The organism is Streptomyces sp. LUP30 (genome assembly GCF_001746365.1).
Lineage (GTDB): Bacteria > Actinomycetota > Actinomycetes > Streptomycetales > Streptomycetaceae > Streptomyces.
Genome location: NZ_MJAJ01000056.1, coordinates 40,594 through 56,289, shown reverse-complemented (window position 1 = coordinate 56,289; position 15,696 = coordinate 40,594). Strand labels below are relative to the sequence as shown.

Below are 15,696 nucleotides of genomic sequence, written 5' to 3'. Positions count from 1 at the left end.
CCCGTAATCGGGATCGCACACACGAGAGCGGAACAGCCAGGCGGAATAAGCCCGGCCGTTCACAGCGTCCTCGCTGTGTTTACTTCAAAGGAACCTCATCCTCGGCTTTCACGGCCGGGGACGGGGTATCAACATATCTGGCGTTGATTTTTGGCACGCTGTTGAGTTCTCAAGGAACGGACGCTTCCTTTGTACTCACCCGAACTTCTCGGGCTTTCCTCCGGGCGCTTCCCTTCGTTCTTGCGTTTCCGACTCTATCAGATCTTTTTCTCGATCCGATTCCCTGTCGGCGGGATTGCCTTGGGCTTTCGGACTTTCGCCCGTCGGCCTTTCGACATTCACTACGTTAGCCGATTCCCTCCGCAACTCATAATCGAGTTCCGCGGGCTGGGAATTCAGGCATGCAGGCACGCCGAATTCACTCCCGCTGAGGGGGATCGTAGGTAGTGGGTGGCCGCTTCCGGCTGCAGGCGAACGCCGTACCCGGTTCAAGCGGCTCGGGCTACGTTACGCGCCGTCCATGAGGGAGTCAACTTCGGCGGCGCCGGGGGACGTGGGCCCGATAGGGGCTCACTGTCGGATCGTCAGCGACCCAGTACCGCCAGGGGTGGACGGCTCCGTCGCCCGACACCCCGGTACGCGGACCGTTGCGTACCTGGTCGGAGGGGACCGCGGTGCCCGTCAGGACCCGTAGCGGGGTGTCCCCCGCAGCGCAGGCGTCCGTGCCGTCGAGGGCCCGGTCCACGTCCAGGGCGGTGGCCAGGCGGGCGGGGCCTTTGGCCAGTTCTCTGTCGTGTCGGGCCGAGAGCCGGCGTTTGCGCGCGTGCTCCGCGCCGTCGACGATCTCGCCTGCGCGGAGCAGGACGGCGCTCGCGACGCCCTCCGGACCGCAGACGAGGTTCATGCAGTGCCACATGCCGTAGGTGAAGTAGACGTACACGTGCCCCGGCGGGCCGAACATCACGCCGTTGCGGGCCGTGGGACCGCGATACGCATGGGAGCCGGGGTCGTTCCCGCCGTCGTACGCCTCGACTTCGGTGACGCGCAAGGTGATCGGGCCGTCGGGAGTCGCACGGACGAGCAGGCGGCCGAGGAGATCCGGGGCCACCTCCAGGACGGGGCGGTCGAAGAAGGTCCTGGGCAGCGGCGTACGGTCGGTGGTCGCGATCATGCCCTCCGAGCGTAGTGCAGACCCGTGGGTGCGTCGGGGTGGTCAGCGGGGCGGTCGACTTGTCAGGGTGTGGGGCGGCGGAACCGGCCACGTCGGGATCGCGTTTGTAGGGATCGAGGGATCCCGTCCGAAGAAGGTCGTAGAGGGAGAATCATGGCGTTCAAGAAGCTGCTCGCGAGTCTGGGGGCCGGCGGGGCTTCGGTCGAGACGGTGCTGACCGAGGTCAACGTCGTTCCGGGCGGTGTCGTCCAGGGCGAGGTGCGGATCCAGGGCGGGTCCGTCAACCAGCAGATCGAGGGGCTGTCGGTCGGGCTGCAGGCCAAGGTCGAGGTCGAGAGCGGCGACCAGGAGTACAAGCAGGACATCGAGTTCACGAAGCAGCGCCTCGGGGGCGCCTTCGAGCTCCAGGCGGGTGCCGTGCACGCGGTGCCGTTCGGGCTGGAGATCCCGTGGGAGACGCCGGTCACGATGATCGACGGGCAGGCGTTGCGCGGGATGAACGTCGGCGTGACCACGGAGCTGGAGATCGCGCGAGCCGTGGACTCCGGTGACCTGGACGCGGTCAACGTGCATCCGCTGCCGGCGCAGAAGGCCATTCTGGACGCCTTCATCCAGCTGGGCTTCCGCTTCAAGAACGCGGACCTGGAGCGCGGGCACATCCGGGGCACGCGGCAGAAGCTGCCGTTCTACCAGGAGATCGAGTTCTTCCCGCCGTCGCAGTACCGGGGGCTGAACCAGGTCGAGCTGAGCTTCGTCGCCGACGAGTACGCGATGGACGTCGTACTGGAGATGGACAAGAAGCCCGGTCTGTTCAGCGAGGGCAGTGACACCTTCCGCTCGTTCCAGGTGGGCCTGAACGACTACCAGGGCACCGACTGGCCGGCGTACCTGAACCAGTGGCTGTCCGAGGTCGGCAGCAAGCGCAACTGGTTCTAGGACGTTCCGGACGCTCCCGGAGCAGGACGGTACGGACGGAGGGCCCGGAGTGCCGTACGGCGTTCCGGGCCCTCCGCGCTGTACTCGGCTCGCTCGGGCCGTGCTCGGGCCCGTGCGGGGTACGGAGGTCGTAGGCTCCGAAGGGAATGCCTTTCCGATCTATCAGGAGGTGTCGAGGTGACCGAGCTGAAGAGGCGGCCGCTGCCCCACGATTTCCATCCGCCGGTGCCGTCGTTCACGGTCACGAGCGAGAACGTGAAGGAAGGGGCGGTCCTCGAGGACGCACAGGTCCAGTCCGCGGGGAACACCTCGCCGCACCTGCGCTGGGAGGGCTTCCCGGCCGGGACCAAGAGCTTCGCCGTGACCTGCTACGACCCCGACGCCCCCACGGGCAGCGGGTTCTGGCACTGGGTCCTGTTCGACATCCCCGCCTCGGTGACCGAGCTGCCCGCGGGTGCGGGCAGCAAGGGGTTCGAGGGGCTGCCGGAGGGCGCCGTGCACGCGCGCAACGACTACGGCAGCAAGGACTTCGGCGGGGCCGCACCGCCGCCGGGGGACGGACCGCACCGGTATGTGTTCACGGTCTACGCGGTGGACCAGGAGAAGCTCGGCCCGGACGCCGACGCCTCGCCGGCCGTCGTCGGGTTCAACCTGCGCTTCCATGCGATCGGCCGCGCGCAGTTGATCGGTGAGTACGAACATCCCAAGGAGGGATGAGTCAGCTCATCGTTCACGGAACGTTTGCCCGCCTCTGGTCTTGGAAGTGATCAGAGGCGGGCATTTTTGTTGCCGGGGGTCGCGGGGGTCACCTCCCGTGGAGCAGCAGATATTGCGTTGTCCATCTCGGCGTGCCCGGCCAGAGTTGATCCCAGCCCGCCAGGGGGTGGGCCGGTGCACACAGGAGGTGGGCTGGTATGCGGGACACGCTGGTGCTGAACGCGAGCTTCGAGCCGCTGTCGACGGTGACGTTGAACCGAGCCGTCGTTCTGGTGCTGCAGGACAAGGCCGTCGTCGAGCAGGCCCACCCCGAACTGCGGATGCGTGGAGCGGAGGTCGACATCCCCGCGCCCCGGGTCATCAGGCTGTGCAGGTACGTGCGGGTGCCCTTCCGAAGACAAGCTCCGTGGTCGAGGCGGGGGGTGCTGATCAGGGACCGGCACCGGTGCGCGTACTGCGGTCGTCGGGCGACGACCGTGGACCACGTGGTGCCGAGGGCGCAGGGTGGTCAGGACTCGTGGCTGAACACCGTCGCCTCGTGTGCGGAGGACAACCACCGCAAGGCGGACCGGACTCCGGAGCAGGCGGAGATGCCCTTGCTGCGCCGGCCCTTCGAGCCGACGCCGGCGGACGCGATGCTGCTGGCGCTGGGCCAGGACGACTTGGCCGCGCTGCCGGAGTGGCTGACGCTGGACGCCGCGTAGTCCGCATCCGTACGTGGCCGGGGCCCGCCTTCTCGGGGAAGGCGGGCCCCGGTCGCGTTGCGCGGTCGGTGCGTCGGCGGTCAGTCGATGGACGGCTTCTCGCGGCGTTCGTTGCCGCCACCGCCGTTGCCGCCTCCGTTGCCGGAGTTGTTGCCGCCCGAACCGCCGCCGAACGGGCCGAAGTTGCCCATGGCGCCGGACAGGCCCTTCAGGGCGTCGCCGATCTCGCTGGGGACGATCCAGAGTTTGTTGGCGTCGCCCTCGGCGATCTTCGGGAGCATCTGGAGGTACTGGTAGGACAGGAGCTTCTGGTCGGGGTCGCCGGCGTGGATGGCCTCGAAGACCGTGCGCACGGCCTGGGCCTCGCCCTCGGCGCGCAGGGCGGCCGCCTTGGCCTCGCCCTCGGCGCGCAGGATCTGGGACTGCTTCTCGCCCTCGGCGGTGAGGATGGCGGCCTGGCGCGTGCCCTCGGCGGTGAGGATGGCGGCGCGCTTGTCACGGTCGGCGCGCATCTGCTTCTCCATCGAGTCCTGGATGGAGGTGGGCGGTTCGATCGCCTTGAGCTCGACGCGGTTGACGCGGATGCCCCACTTGCCGGTGGCCTCGTCGAGGACGCCGCGCAGGGCCGCGTTGATCTCCTCGCGGGAGGTGAGGGTCCGCTCCAGGTCCATGCCGCCGATGATGTTGCGCAGGGTGGTGACGGTGAGCTGCTCGATCGCCTGGATGTAGCTGGCGACCTCGTAGGTGGCGGCCCGGGCGTCGGTCACCTGGTAGTAGATGACCGTGTCGATGTTGACGACCAGGTTGTCCTGGGTGATCACCGGCTGGGGCGGGAAGGGCACGACCTGTTCGCGCAGGTCGATGCGGTTGCGGATGGTGTCGATGAACGGGACGACGATGTTGAGGCCGGCGTTCAGCGTGCGCGTGTAGCGCCCGAAGCGCTCCACGATGGCGGCGCTGGCCTGCGGGATGACTTGGATCGTCTTGATCAGGGCGATGAAGACCAACACCACCAGAATGATCAGGACGATGATGACCGGTTCCATCGTCGGATCCCCCTACCCTTCTCCGCCTCGGCGTTTCGGAAGATCTTATGCCTGTTGAAGATCTTGCTGGTCGAGTCTGACAGACCGTCGTGCGGCTCGCGAGGTGTTCGGTCGACTTACGTCGTGCGGGAGTTGGGCAAGGTCAGATGACGATCGCCGTGGCCCCCTCGATGTCCACGACGTCGACCTGCTGCCCGACGTCGTAGGCGCGGTCGCCGTCGAGTGAACGCGCCGACCAGATCTCTCCGGCGAGCTTGATGCGTCCGCCCGCGCCGTCGACGCGTTCCAGGACGACGGCCTGCTTGCCCTTCAACGCGTCGATGCCGGTCGCGAGTTGGGGGCGCTGCCTGCTGTGCCGGGTCGCGATGGGACGGACGACGGCGATCAGCGCGACCGAGACGACGATGAAGACGAGCACTTGGGCGACGACGCCCAGGCCGAGCCCCGCGGCGACTGCGGCGGCCACGGCGCCGACCGCGAGCATGCCGAACTCGGGCATCGCGGTCACCACGAGCGGGATACCGAGCGCTGCCGCACCGACCAGCCACCACACCCACGCGTCGATGTCGTTCACAGGGTCATGGTAGGGCCGGGGTCCCGTCGCGGACAGGGCGCGAGGGGGGCGGCACGGGGTCAGGACAGGGGCAGGCCCTGGGCGGTCCAGCGTTCGCCGACCTGTTCCACGACGAGCGGGAGGCCGAAGCAGAGGGAGAGGTTGCGGGAGGTGAGTTCGAGTTCGACGGGGCCCGCGGCGAGGACCTTGCCCTGGCGGATCATGAGGACGTGGGTGAAGCCGGGAGCGATCTCCTCGACGTGGTGCGTGACCATGATCATCGAGGGGGCGATGGGGTCGCGGGCGAGGCGACCGAGACGGCGTACGAGGTCCTCGCGGCCGCCGAGGTCGAGGCCGGCGGCCGGCTCGTCGAGGAGCAGCAGCTCGGGGTCGGTCATCAGGGCGCGGGCGATGAGGGTCCGCTTGCGCTCGCCCTCGGAGAGGGTGCCGAACTTCCGGTCGAGGTAGTCGCTCATGCCGAGGCGGTCGAGGAAGGCGCGGGCGCGCTGCTCGTCGACGTCCTCGTACTCCTCCTGCCAGCCGGCCGTCATGCCGTACGCGGCGGTCAGCACGGTCTGCAGGACGGTCTGGCGCTTGGGGAGCTTGTCGGCGAGGGCGATGCCGGCCATGCCCACGCGCGGGCGCAGCTCGAAGACGTCGGTGCCGGGCTTGCCGAGGGGCTCGCCGAGGACGGAGACGTCGCCGGAGCTCGGGAAGAGGTAGGTGGACGCGATGTTCAGGAGGGTCGTCTTGCCGGCCCCGTTGGGACCGAGGATGACCCAGCGCTCGCCTTCCTTGACCGACCAGGAGACCTGGTCCACGAGAGCCCGGCCCTCACGGACCACGGTTACGTCCTGAAGCTCCAGAACATCGCTCATGAGCGGGTTGTCTCCCCTTGCAGTGTGGCCGGTCGGTTGTCGCGGGCGCCTGTGGCTCGGACCGCCGCGCGTGGGTGGCGCGGCCCCTCCGGGAAAATCTACGCCACCGGTCGGGCGGCCCGTTCCATCGGTCCGGTCCTTAGGCTGGGGGCATGCTTTCGGAACCGCGCTCTGGTCGCCTTGCCGCTTGGGGAAATGCCCTGTTGGCCGGATTCGTCTCGCCGGACGACGCCGTGCTCGCCATCGTCGGGGAGGACGCCGTCCATCGGGTGGAAGGGCTGCCGGGCGAGTCCGCGCCCGTCGGGCTCACGCTGGCGCTGGGCCGGCTGCGGGCGCTGGGGGTGACCGGGCTGCGGCTCGCGCTGCCCGTCTCGGGCCATCCGCTGGGGCTGAGCGGGCCGCCGGAGTTCAACGCGCGGGCGCTGGACGCGCGGGAGGCGGTGGTCTGTCACGGCGCCGGTCACGGGCTGGTGCCCGAGGTGTCCGAGGCCGGTCCGGCCGGGGACATGCACGTCGAGGTGGTCTGGCACTGCCTGCCGGTGCGGGAGGCCCCGCCGGCGGACGTGCCGTCGCTGGGCGAGGCGGAGCGGGAGCTGGCGGAGGCGCTGCGGGACGCCACGGCGGTGCTGTCGCGGCTGGACGTGGCCGGGTCGGGGCCGGTGGCCGAGGCGGCGATCGACGCGTACCGGGCGCGGTCGGAGCAGGGGCGGGAGGTGCTGGCGCCGGGGTATCCGCCGCGGGCGGTGCGGGTGCTGGAGCTGGCGCAGCGAGTGCAGCTGCTGGTGTCGCTCGCCCAGGAGAACGGGCACGGGGGTGCGGTCAGCTCCGCGGAGATGGCGGCTCGCTCCGAGGCGTTGCGGCCGGTGGAGCGGACGGCTCGGCGGGCGCTGGTCGCCGCCTACAACTCCGTTGTGGAGGAGCGGGAGCGCGGGGTTCGGTGAGCGTGGGCGGACGGACTGCCCTCGAGTCGGTGGGCGCGGCTTCGGGCTGTGCCGAAGGCGCGTCGTCCTGTGCGGGGTACGCGCAGGGGCCCGTGCGTCGTCGTCGACGCGTGGGCCTCTGCGCGGCCTCGGCTGCGAGGTCAGCCGTTGACGCCCGTGTTGCCGAAGGCCGGGTTCAGCAGGCCGATCACGTTGACGCTGTTGCCGACCACGTCGACCGGAACGTTGACCGGGACCTGGACGAGGTTGCCCGAGACGACGCCCGGCGACTTCACGGCCGCGCCTTCGGCGCCCGCGTCGGCGACGGCCGCTCCGGCCGAGGCGCCGGCGGCGATGCCGGCGACGGTGAGGGCCACAGCGGTCTTCTTGGCGATGTTCATGGAAAGGGTTCCTCCTGCGGTTGCGTGTCCGACCCGGCCGAGGGCCGTGCGCTGTCCAACGTGGGGATGATCGGGAACGGTGCGGTCGCCGGGGCCGGAAAGGCCCGTTCGGGCCATTGGGACTACAGAGCTACGGGACGACAAACAGACCGGCCTCTCCCGGTGGGGGCCGGGAGAGGCCGAAGATCACCACGGGTCCGGAAGGACCTCAGCGGTTCAGTGGTTGAGGCCCAGGTTGCCGAAGGCCGGGTTCAGCACGCCGATCACGTTGACGCTGTTGCCGACCACGTTGACCGGAACGCTGACCGGGGCCTGGACGAGGTTGCCCGAGACGACGCCCGGCGAGCTCTTGGCCTCGCCGAGGGCGGTGGCGCCGTCGGCGGCGGAGGCCAGACCGGCGCCTGCGGCCACCAGGCCGCCGGCCACCATCGTCACAGCCGCGGCCTTCTTCAGGTTCTTCACTTCTGAGCCCTCCTCGCGATCGCCGCGGCAGTCGCCGCGGCACGCAGGGAGAACGGCGGAGACCGTCGAAGGATGCGCCATCCGGGGGACATTCCCACGACGGTATGAATCTCGGATCGGAAGGTAACCCTCCCAGCTGCCCGGCGCGGAGCAGCCCGTCGGCTCGTTTCAGCCGGCCACGCCGTGGCGCACGGCCCACAGGGCGGCCTGGGTGCGGTCCGCGAGATCGAGTTTCATCAGGATGTTCGAGACGTGCGTCTTGACGGTCTTCTCGGAGAGGACCAGGGCGCGGGCGATCTCGCGGTTCGAGCGGCCGTCCGCTATCAGGCCGAGGACTTCGCGCTCCCGTTCGGTGAGCGAACCCCCGCGGCCCTGGCCCGAGTTGGCCTCGTCCTGGGACAGGAGCGCGCCGGCGACCTCCGGCTGGAGCAGGATGTGGCCGGCGTGGACCGAGCGGATGGCGCCGGCCAGGGCGTCGGGGTCCACGTCCTTGTAGACGTATCCGGCGGCGCCGGCGCGCAGGGCCGGGACGACCGTGCGCTGTTCGGTGAAGCTGGTGACGATCAGCACGCGCGCGGGGTTGGCCAGTTCGCGGAGCCTGCGCAGGGCGTCGACGCCGTCCATGCCGGGCATCTTGACGTCCATCAGGACCACGTCGGGGCGCAGTTCCTCGGCGAGGGCCACTCCTGCGGCCCCGTCGGCGGCCTCGCCGACGACCTCGATGTCGTCCTGCACCTCCAGGAAGGTGCGCAGCCCCCGGCGGACGACCTGGTGGTCGTCCACGAGCAGCACCTTGATTGCGTCAGCCACCGGGAGCCTCCATCTCGATCGCGGTGCCCCTGCCGGGCGCCGATTCCACCGTGAGTGTGCCGCCGACGCCGCTCGCCCGGTCCCGCATCGACACCAGGCCCAAGTGACGGCCCGCCCTGCGGACCGTCGACGGGTCGAAGCCGCTGCCGTCGTCCGTGACGCGCAGGACCGTGTCCTGGCCGCGCTTGTGCAGGGTGACTGCCACCTGGTCCGCGCCGGAGTGGCGCAGGGCGTTGTGCAGGGCTTCCTGGGCGACCCGCAGGAGGGCCTCCTCCTGGGCGGCGGGCAGTGCCCGGACACCGGTGCTGGTGAAGGTCACGCGGGCGCTGTGCGCGCGGTCGAGGACCTGGATGTGGGTGCGCAGGGTGGCGACCAGGCCGTCCTCGTCGAGCGCGGCCGGCCTCAACTCGACCACGGCGGCGCGCAGTTCGTCGGCGGCTTCGGCGGCCAGGGCGGCGACCTGCTGCAGTTCGCCCTTCGCGCGTACGGGATCGCGGTCGACGAGGGCCGCGGCCGCCTGGGCCGTCAGGCGCAGGGAGAACAGCTTCTGGCTGACGGCGTCGTGCAACTCGTGGGCCAGCCGGGAGCGTTCCTCGGCGATCGTCAGCTCGCGACTGCGTTCGTACAGGCGGGCGTTGGTGAGTGCTATCGCGGCGTGCTGGGCGAGGATCGACAGCAGTTCCTCGTCGTCCTCGGTGAAGCCGCAGCCGCCCTCGGGCTTGACGCAGTTCTTGTTGGCGAGGAACAGGGCGCCGATGACCTCGTCGCCGTCGCGGACGGGCAGGCCCAGGAAGTCGGACATCTCGGGGTGGGCGGAGGGCCAGCCCTCGAAGCGCGCGTCCTTGCGGACGTCGGCGAGGCGCTCGGGCCTGGCCTCGTGCAGCATCGCCGCCAGGATGCCGTGCTGGCGGGGCAGGGGGCCGATGGCCTTCCACTGCTCGTCGCTGACGCCGTCCACGACGAACTGGGCGAAGCCTCCGTGATCGTCGGGGACGCCCAGGGCGGCGTACTGCGCGTTCAGCAGTTCACGGGCGGAGGCAACGATCGTCTTGAGGACGTCGCGCACCTCCAGGTGCCTGCTCATGGCCAGCAGCGCGGAGCTCACCGCGGCGAGGCCGGACCGGGGGCCTTGACTCATGTCCTCACGGTACCGGCGGGGTCCGACGGCGTGGATCGGGCCTGTGGCGGCCGTGGGCGGGACGGGAGACCTAGGGCAGAGGTCCCGGGCGCATCGGCCTACGCCGTGCGGACGAGGCGTCGGGACGTACGACGAAGGGCCCCTTCCGTCTGCGTCCCGCGTCCGAGGCGGGGGCGGCGGGCCGGTTCCTAGGTTGGGGTCACCGCCGGGTCGGAGGCGGTCCGCCGCGACGAGGGGACGGTTGTCATGCCGGTAGCGATCATCACAGGGGCGTCGAAGGGGCTGGGGCGGGCGTTGGCCGAGGCGCTGGCGGCCCGGGGCTGGGACCTGGTGCTCGACGCCAGGACGGCGGAGGTGCTGAAGGCGGCGGCGGCCTCCGTGGCGTCGTACGGGACCCGGGTCGAGGCCCGCGCCGGGGATGTCACCGATCCGGGGCACCGGGCCGGGCTTGTGGCGGCCGCCCGGCGGCTCGGGGGCTGCGACCTGCTGGTGAACAACGCGAGCGCGCTGGGCGCGGAACCGCTGGTACGGCTGGAGGCGTTGCCCCTGGACGGGCTGCGGCGGGCGCTGGAGGTGAACGTGGTGGCGGCCCTGGGCCTGGTCCAGGAGGCGTTGCCGCTGCTGCGTGGCGCTCGGGCGGGCGCGGTGATCACCGTCAGCTCGGACGCGGCCGCCGAGGCGTACGGGACGTGGGGCGGCTACGGGGCGTCCAAGGCGGCGCTGGACCAGCTCGCGGCGGTGCTCGGCGAGGAGGAGCCGGGGCTGCGGGTGTGGGCGGTGGACCCCGGTGACATGGCCACGGACCTGTACGCGGCGGCGGTCCCCGAGGACGACGGCCCCCGCCCCGATCCGGCCGCGGTGGCGCCGGCCTTCCTTCGGTTGCTGGACGAGCGCCCGCCGAGCGGGCGGTACGGGGCTCCGGCACTTCTGGAGGCGCGGCGATGACGCTGACGGCGGGGGTCCCGCGCGAGCCCGTCCGAGGGTGGCGGAAGGTGCCCGAGGGGTTGTCGGCGCGGGTGCCGGCCGAGCAGCGCGGGCCGGGGCGGGGCCGGGACGACGTCAGGCTGCTGGTGTCGCGGGGCACGGCGGTGGCGCATCACGCGTTCCGGGAGCTGCCGGGCCTGCTGCGGGCCGGTGACGTGCTGGTGGTGAACACCTCGCCGACGCTGGCGGCGGCCGTCGACGGGCGGGTCGGGCACGCGCGCGTGGCGGTGCACTTCTCCACGCGCGGGGACGACGGGCGGTGGGCGGTCGAGCTGCGCGAGCCGGACGGCGCGGGCACGTCCCGCGCGCGGGCGGGCGGTCCGGCGGGTTCCCGGGTGCGGCTGCCCGGGGGTGTCCGGATGACGCTGGAGGAGCCGCTGGTTCGGGGCGGCGGGCGGCTGTGGTGGGCCCGGGTCTCCCCCGGCGGGGTCGTTCCCGGGCTGCTGCGGGAGTACGGGCGGCCCATCCGTTACTCCTACACGGAGCGGGACCAGCCGCTGTCCGTCTACCAGACGGTGTTCGCGCTGCCGTCGGGGGACGGGTCGGGCAGTGCGGAGATGCCCAGTGCGGCGCGGCCCTTCACGTCGGCCCTGGTGACGGAGCTGGTGAGCCGCGGGGTGCAGTTCGCGCCGGTCACGCTGCACACCGGGGTCGCCTCGGCGGAGGTCCACGAGCCGCCGTATCCGGAGCGGTTCGCGGTGCCCGAGGCGTCGGCCCTGCTGATCGGCGCCGTGCGGACCGGGGGCGGTCGGGTGATCGCCGTCGGCACGACCGCCGTGCGGGCGGTGGAGTCGGCGGCCGACGCCGACGGGGTCGTCCGCGCGCGTGCGGGGTGGACGGATCTCGTCGTCACTCCCGCGCGCGGGGTGCGGGTGGTGGACGGGCTGCTGACCGGGCTGCACGAGCCGGAGGCCTCGCATCTGCTGATGCTGGAGGCGGTGGCGGGGCGGGCCGCGATCGAACGCGGCTACGACGAGGCGCTGGACGCGCGCTACCTGTGGCACGAGTTCGGGGACCTGCATCTCATCCTGCCGGAGGAGAGCCCTGACACATTGCATTGCTTTGGCAACTAGCTGTGAGAACGATCTAAGAGGCATGTGAGGCCGCACATAGGGCGCACATCACGTACTAGGGCCATTAGGAGACAAAGGGGCACCCGGTGAACGGGGCAGATGGTTCTATCTGTCCCGATTTGCCCTTCCCCGCTCCACTACCGGGGATCGTACGTCACACCTTTGCCTGGGCATTTTGCGGCCGCTAAGAATTGCTCTCGTCGCTCAGCGCCGTGGGTTCAGCCCGCGGCGCTCGTGCCTCAAGCACCCGCTGTCCGCCGTCGGACGAAGTGAGCGACCTCCGCGCTATTCGAAGAGGTCCTTCCGCATGCCCAAGAACACTCACAAGATCGCGATCGCCGGTGCGGCCACCCTCGGTGCCGCCGCCCTCGCCTTCTCGGTGGTGCCGGCCGACGCGCAGACGACCACTACGGACGCCGTCTCCTCGGCCCGGGTCGCCTACAGCTCCCAGCCGGTGCAGGACGTCAAGACCAGTGTGACCGACCAGCTGGCCGCGACGAGCGTGAAGGTCGACGCCATCCAGGCCAAGAAGAAGGCCGCCGAGGCCGCGGCCGCCAAGAAGAAGGCCGCAGCCGCGAAGGCCGTGGCCGCGAAGAAGAAGGCGGCCGCCAGGGCCGCCGCCAAGCGGAAGGCCGCCGCCAAGGCCGCCGCCTCGCACAAGGCCAAGGAGGCCGCGAACCGGTCCGCCAAGCGCGCCGCGATCAAGAAGGCCACCGTCCGGCACTACGCCAACAACCTTGACGGCTGGATCAAGCACTCCCTGGACATCATGAAGTCCAAGGGCATCCCGGGCAGCTACCACGGGCTGCACAAGAACATCATGCGGGAGTCCTCGGGCAACCCGAACGCGATCAACGACTGGGACATCAACGCCATCAACGGCATCCCGTCCAAGGGTCTGCTGCAGGTGATCCCGCCGACGTTCACGGCGTACCACGTCTCGGGCACCTCCTGGAACATCTACGACCCGATCGCCAACATCACGGCCGCCGCGAACTACGCGGCCGACAAGTACGGCTCGATCGACAACGTGAACAGCGCGTACTGACCCCCCACACACACACGCCGAAGGGCGGCGTCTCCCCGGTCGGGAGACGCCGCCCTTCGGCGTTGTCCGGACGAACTACTTGCGCATGACCTCGGGCTCGTGGCGGCGCAGGAAGCGTGCCACGAAGAAGCCGCAGATCACACCGAGGACGATCAGCGCGATCATGTCCAGACTCCAGGCGCCGACGGTGTGCTCCCACAGCGGGTCCGTGCCGCCGCCGTCCTTGGGCGGGCTGATCTTGTTGAAGTCCAGCGTGGCGCCCGCGGCCGCGACGGCCCAGCGCGAGGGCATCAGGTACGAGAACTCGTTGACGCCCACCGCGCCGTTCAGGGTGAACAGACAGCCGGTGAACACGACCTGGATGATCGCGAACATGACCAGCAGCGGCATGGTCTTCTCGGCCGTCTTCACCAGCGACGAGATGACCAGACCGAACATCATCGAGGTGAAGCCCAGCGCCATGATCGGGATGGACAGCTCGAACATGGTGGCGCCGCCGAGGACCAGGCCCTCCTTCGGGATCTCCCGGCTCGCGAAGCCGATGACGCCGACCAGCAGGCCCTGCAGCACGGTGACCACGCCGAGCACGAACACCTTGGACATCAGGTACGCGGACCGCGACAGGCCCGTCGCCCGTTCCCGCTCGTAGATGACCCGTTCCTTGATCAGCTCACGGACGGAGTTCGCCGCACCCGCGAAGCAGGCGCCCACCGCGAGGATCAGCAGGACGGTGGTGGCCGTGCCGTTGGGGATGATCCGCCCGCTCTTCGGGTTGACCGGGTTGGGCAGCAGGCTGTTGCCCGAGTCGATCAGCAGGCTCACCGCGCCGAGGACGGCCGGCAGGATCACCGTCAGGGCCAGGAAGCCCTTGTCGGAGGCGATCACCGACACATAGCGGCGCACCAGCGTGACGAACTGGGACATCCAGCCCTGCGGCTTCGGCGGCTTCATCGCCTGCATCGGCGGCATCTGTACGGACTGCGGCGCGACGGCGTCGATGTCCGCGGCGTACATCTGGTAGTGCTGCGAACCCTTCCAGCGGCCCGCCCAGTCGTAGTCGCGGTAGTTCTCGAAGGCGGAGAAGACGTCGGCCCAGGTGTCGTAGCCGAAGAAGTTCAGCGCCTCCTCGGGCGGCCCGAAGTAGGCCACGGCCCCGCCCGGCGCCATCACGAGCAGCTTGTCGCAGATCGCCAGTTCGGCCACCGAGTGCGTGACGACCAGGACCGTGCGGCCGTCGTCGGCCAGGCCGCGCAGCAGCTGCATCACGTCGCGGTCCATGCCCGGGTCGAGACCGGAGGTCGGCTCGTCCAGGAAGATCAGCGACGGCTTGGTGAGGAGCTCCAGAGCCACCGAGACGCGCTTGCGCTGGCCGCCGGAGAGGGAGGTGACCTTCTTCTCCTTGTGGATGTCCAGCTTCAGCTCGCGCAGCACCTCGTCTATGCGGGCGTCACGCTCGGCGGCGGTGGTGTCGGCCGGGAAGCGGAGCTTGGCCGCGTACTTGAGGGCCTTCTTGACGGTCAGTTCCTTGTGCAGGATGTCGTCCTGCGGGACCAGACCGATGCGCTGACGCAGCTCGGCGAACTGCTTGTAGAGGTTGCGGTTGTCGTAGAGGACATCGCCCTGGTTGGCGGGCCGGTAGCCGGTCAGCGCCTTGAGGAGCGTCGACTTGCCGGAACCGGACGGTCCGATGACCGCGATCAGCGACTTCTCCGGGACGCCGAAGGAGACGTCCTTGAGGATCTGCTTGCCGCCGTCGACCGTCACCGTCAGGTGGCGGGCCGAGAAGGAGACCTCGCCGGTGTCGACGAACTCCTCGAGCCGGTCGCCGACGATCCGGAACGTCGAGTGGCCGACGCCGACGACGTCGGCCGGCCCGAGCTGGACCGAGCCGCCCTTGGGGATCGGCTGGCCGTTGACATAGGTGCCGTTGTGCGAGCCGAGGTCGCGGATCTCCATCCGGCCGTCGGGCGTCGAGTGGAACTCGGCGTGGTGACGGGAGACCTGGAGGTCCGAGACGACGAGCTCGTTCTCCAGCGCGCGGCCGATGCGCATCACGCGGCCGAGGGAGAACTGATGGAACGTGGTGGGGCTGCGGTCGCCGTAGACCGGCGGCGCCCCCGCGCCACCACCGGGCACCTGCTGCACATACGGCTCGCCCGCGCCCTGCTGCTGCGGCACGTGCGGCGGCGCCTGCTGCGGCTGCTGCCAGCCGGCCTGCGGCGACTGCCCGGACTGCTGCTGCGGCGCGCCCTGGGCCCAGCCCGGGTTCGCGGCCTGCGCGGCGTACGGCTGTTGCCGGGGCTGCGCGGCGGGCGCCTGCGCGCCCGAGACGCTCACGCGCGGTCCGTCGGTCGCGTTGCCCAGGTGCAGCGCCGAGCCGGGACCGATCTCCAGCTGCTGGATCCGCTGCCCCTGCGCGAACGTGCCGTTGGTGCTGCCGTGGTCCTCGACGACCCAACTGCGGCCGTTGTGGCTGACCGTGGCGTGTCGCCAGGAGACCCTGGCGTCGTCGAGGACGATGTCGCCCTGCGGATCACGTCCGAGGGTGTAAGACCTGGACGGATCGAGCGTCCAGGTGCGTCCGTTCAATTCCAGTACGAGTTCCGGCACTCCAGCCCCACTGAGTTGTCCCCCGAGTTAACCCCAACGACGGGGAGTCTAGGGATGTCGAACATCGGGGGGAACTATTTCAGTAGCGGCCCCCTGACCGAAAGTCGGGCCTTGTGAAGAGCCCGCACACGCGTGTCGGCCGTTCCCGTTGACGGGGTTGAAAACGGCCCGGAGAGTGGTAAAGGCACGCGAGGGGGACGGAAGCGGCGATCTTCGCCGTTCCCCACCGCGGATCGGGGGGTCTG

At 70.3% G+C, this 15,696-nt stretch carries 16 protein-coding genes; 7 read left to right on the top strand and 9 right to left on the bottom strand.

Translation table 11 applies throughout. The features are described 5' to 3' along the window. Positions 1–529: 529 nt before the first annotated feature. Positions 530–1,171, bottom strand: coding sequence for a DNA-3-methyladenine glycosylase (locus BG482_RS33485; protein ID WP_069772965.1), 642 nt, complete (start codon positions 1,169–1,171; stop codon positions 530–532). A gap of 153 nt (positions 1,172–1,324) precedes the next feature. Between BG482_RS33485 and BG482_RS33480 the strand changes: the two genes are divergently transcribed. From BG482_RS33480 to BG482_RS33470, 3 genes are all read left to right on the top strand, one after another. Then, entirely contained in the window at positions 1,325–2,107 is a 783-nt protein-coding gene (locus tag BG482_RS33480; protein WP_069772964.1) for a sporulation protein, read from the top strand. 177 nt (positions 2,108–2,284) lie between these two features. Then, positions 2,285–2,824, top strand: a complete 540-nt coding sequence (locus BG482_RS33475) for a YbhB/YbcL family Raf kinase inhibitor-like protein (RefSeq protein WP_069772963.1) — start codon at positions 2,285–2,287, stop codon at positions 2,822–2,824. A 197-nt stretch (positions 2,825–3,021) separates the two neighbouring features. Continuing rightward, positions 3,022–3,528 (top strand): HNH endonuclease, encoded by a 507-nt coding sequence (locus tag BG482_RS33470; protein ID WP_069772962.1) that lies wholly within the window; start codon positions 3,022–3,024, stop codon positions 3,526–3,528. 80 nt (positions 3,529–3,608) lie between these two features. Here the strand turns inward: BG482_RS33470 and BG482_RS33465 are convergent, their stop codons facing one another. The 3 genes from BG482_RS33465 to BG482_RS33455 all read right to left on the bottom strand — a co-directional run bounded on the left by BG482_RS33465 (position 3,609) and on the right by BG482_RS33455 (position 6,005). Continuing rightward, a complete protein-coding gene (locus BG482_RS33465; protein ID WP_069772961.1) occupies positions 3,609–4,574 on the bottom strand; it encodes an SPFH domain-containing protein in 966 nt (321 codons plus the stop codon). A 142-nt stretch (positions 4,575–4,716) separates the two neighbouring features. Further along, positions 4,717–5,148 carry an NfeD family protein gene (locus tag BG482_RS33460; protein WP_069772960.1) on the bottom strand — a complete coding sequence of 144 codons (432 nt, stop codon included), beginning with the start codon at positions 5,146–5,148 and terminating at the stop codon, positions 4,717–4,719. Between the two features lie 59 nt (positions 5,149–5,207). Continuing rightward, a complete protein-coding gene (locus tag BG482_RS33455; protein WP_069772959.1) occupies positions 5,208–6,005 on the bottom strand; it encodes an ABC transporter ATP-binding protein in 798 nt (265 codons plus the stop codon). A gap of 152 nt (positions 6,006–6,157) precedes the next feature. On the opposite strand from BG482_RS33455, the gene BG482_RS33450 reads away from it, so the two are divergent. Beyond that, positions 6,158–6,946, top strand: coding sequence for a hypothetical protein (locus BG482_RS33450; RefSeq protein WP_079142449.1), 789 nt, complete (start codon positions 6,158–6,160; stop codon positions 6,944–6,946). Between the two features lie 140 nt (positions 6,947–7,086). Here the strand turns inward: BG482_RS33450 and BG482_RS33445 are convergent, their stop codons facing one another. The 4 genes from BG482_RS33445 to BG482_RS33430 form a co-directional block, all read right to left on the bottom strand. After that, positions 7,087–7,326: a chaplin gene (locus BG482_RS33445; RefSeq protein ID WP_069772957.1), complete on the bottom strand. Its 240-nt coding sequence runs from the start codon at positions 7,324–7,326 to the stop codon at positions 7,087–7,089. Between the two features lie 216 nt (positions 7,327–7,542). After that, positions 7,543–7,788: a chaplin gene (locus BG482_RS33440; protein WP_069772956.1), complete on the bottom strand. Its 246-nt coding sequence runs from the start codon at positions 7,786–7,788 to the stop codon at positions 7,543–7,545. A 168-nt stretch (positions 7,789–7,956) separates the two neighbouring features. Further along, positions 7,957–8,598, bottom strand: a complete 642-nt coding sequence (locus BG482_RS33435) for a response regulator transcription factor (protein WP_069772955.1) — start codon at positions 8,596–8,598, stop codon at positions 7,957–7,959. Further along, the gene (locus tag BG482_RS33430; protein WP_069772954.1) at positions 8,591–9,736 is read right to left on the bottom strand and encodes a GAF domain-containing sensor histidine kinase; all 1,146 of its coding nucleotides are present in this window, start codon (positions 9,734–9,736) and stop codon (positions 8,591–8,593) included. The genes BG482_RS33435 and BG482_RS33430 overlap by 8 nt, the downstream gene beginning before the upstream one ends. A gap of 246 nt (positions 9,737–9,982) precedes the next feature. Between BG482_RS33430 and BG482_RS33425 the strand changes: the two genes are divergently transcribed. From BG482_RS33425 to BG482_RS33415, 3 genes are all read left to right on the top strand, one after another. Beyond that, positions 9,983–10,681: an SDR family oxidoreductase gene (locus tag BG482_RS33425; RefSeq protein WP_069772953.1), complete on the top strand. Its 699-nt coding sequence runs from the start codon at positions 9,983–9,985 to the stop codon at positions 10,679–10,681. Further along, the gene (locus BG482_RS33420; protein ID WP_069772952.1) at positions 10,678–11,793 is read left to right on the top strand and encodes an S-adenosylmethionine:tRNA ribosyltransferase-isomerase; all 1,116 of its coding nucleotides are present in this window, start codon (positions 10,678–10,680) and stop codon (positions 11,791–11,793) included. Before BG482_RS33425 ends, BG482_RS33420 begins: the two co-directional genes overlap by 4 nt. Before the next feature lie 307 nt (positions 11,794–12,100). Further along, positions 12,101–12,841 (top strand): transglycosylase SLT domain-containing protein, encoded by a 741-nt coding sequence (locus tag BG482_RS33415; protein WP_069772951.1) that lies wholly within the window; start codon positions 12,101–12,103, stop codon positions 12,839–12,841. A gap of 75 nt (positions 12,842–12,916) precedes the next feature. On the opposite strand, the gene BG482_RS33410 is transcribed toward BG482_RS33415, so the two are convergent. Continuing rightward, a complete protein-coding gene (locus BG482_RS33410) occupies positions 12,917–15,451 on the bottom strand; it encodes an FHA domain-containing protein (protein WP_069772950.1) in 2,535 nt (844 codons plus the stop codon). Between the last annotated feature and the right edge of the window lie 245 nt (positions 15,452–15,696).

What these genes read in the sequence shown, in the direction of transcription:
- BG482_RS33455 (WP_069772959.1), bottom strand. Translation starts at nt 6,005, where the DNA reads ATGAGCGATGTTCTGGAGCTTCAGGACGTAACCGTGGTCCGTGAGGGC.
- BG482_RS33470 (WP_069772962.1), top strand. Translation starts at nt 3,022, where the DNA reads ATGCGGGACACGCTGGTGCTGAACGCGAGCTTCGAGCCGCTGTCGACG.
- BG482_RS33450 (WP_079142449.1), top strand. Translation starts at nt 6,158, where the DNA reads ATGCTTTCGGAACCGCGCTCTGGTCGCCTTGCCGCTTGGGGAAATGCC.
- BG482_RS33480 (WP_069772964.1), top strand. Translation starts at nt 1,325, where the DNA reads ATGGCGTTCAAGAAGCTGCTCGCGAGTCTGGGGGCCGGCGGGGCTTCG.
- BG482_RS33430 (WP_069772954.1), bottom strand. Translation starts at nt 9,736, where the DNA reads ATGAGTCAAGGCCCCCGGTCCGGCCTCGCCGCGGTGAGCTCCGCGCTG.
- BG482_RS33425 (WP_069772953.1), top strand. Translation starts at nt 9,983, where the DNA reads ATGCCGGTAGCGATCATCACAGGGGCGTCGAAGGGGCTGGGGCGGGCG.
- BG482_RS33445 (WP_069772957.1), bottom strand. Translation starts at nt 7,326, where the DNA reads ATGAACATCGCCAAGAAGACCGCTGTGGCCCTCACCGTCGCCGGCATC.
- BG482_RS33485 (WP_069772965.1), bottom strand. Translation starts at nt 1,171, where the DNA reads ATGATCGCGACCACCGACCGTACGCCGCTGCCCAGGACCTTCTTCGAC.
- BG482_RS33415 (WP_069772951.1), top strand. Translation starts at nt 12,101, where the DNA reads ATGCCCAAGAACACTCACAAGATCGCGATCGCCGGTGCGGCCACCCTC.
- BG482_RS33420 (WP_069772952.1), top strand. Translation starts at nt 10,678, where the DNA reads ATGACGCTGACGGCGGGGGTCCCGCGCGAGCCCGTCCGAGGGTGGCGG.
- BG482_RS33465 (WP_069772961.1), bottom strand. Translation starts at nt 4,574, where the DNA reads ATGGAACCGGTCATCATCGTCCTGATCATTCTGGTGGTGTTGGTCTTC.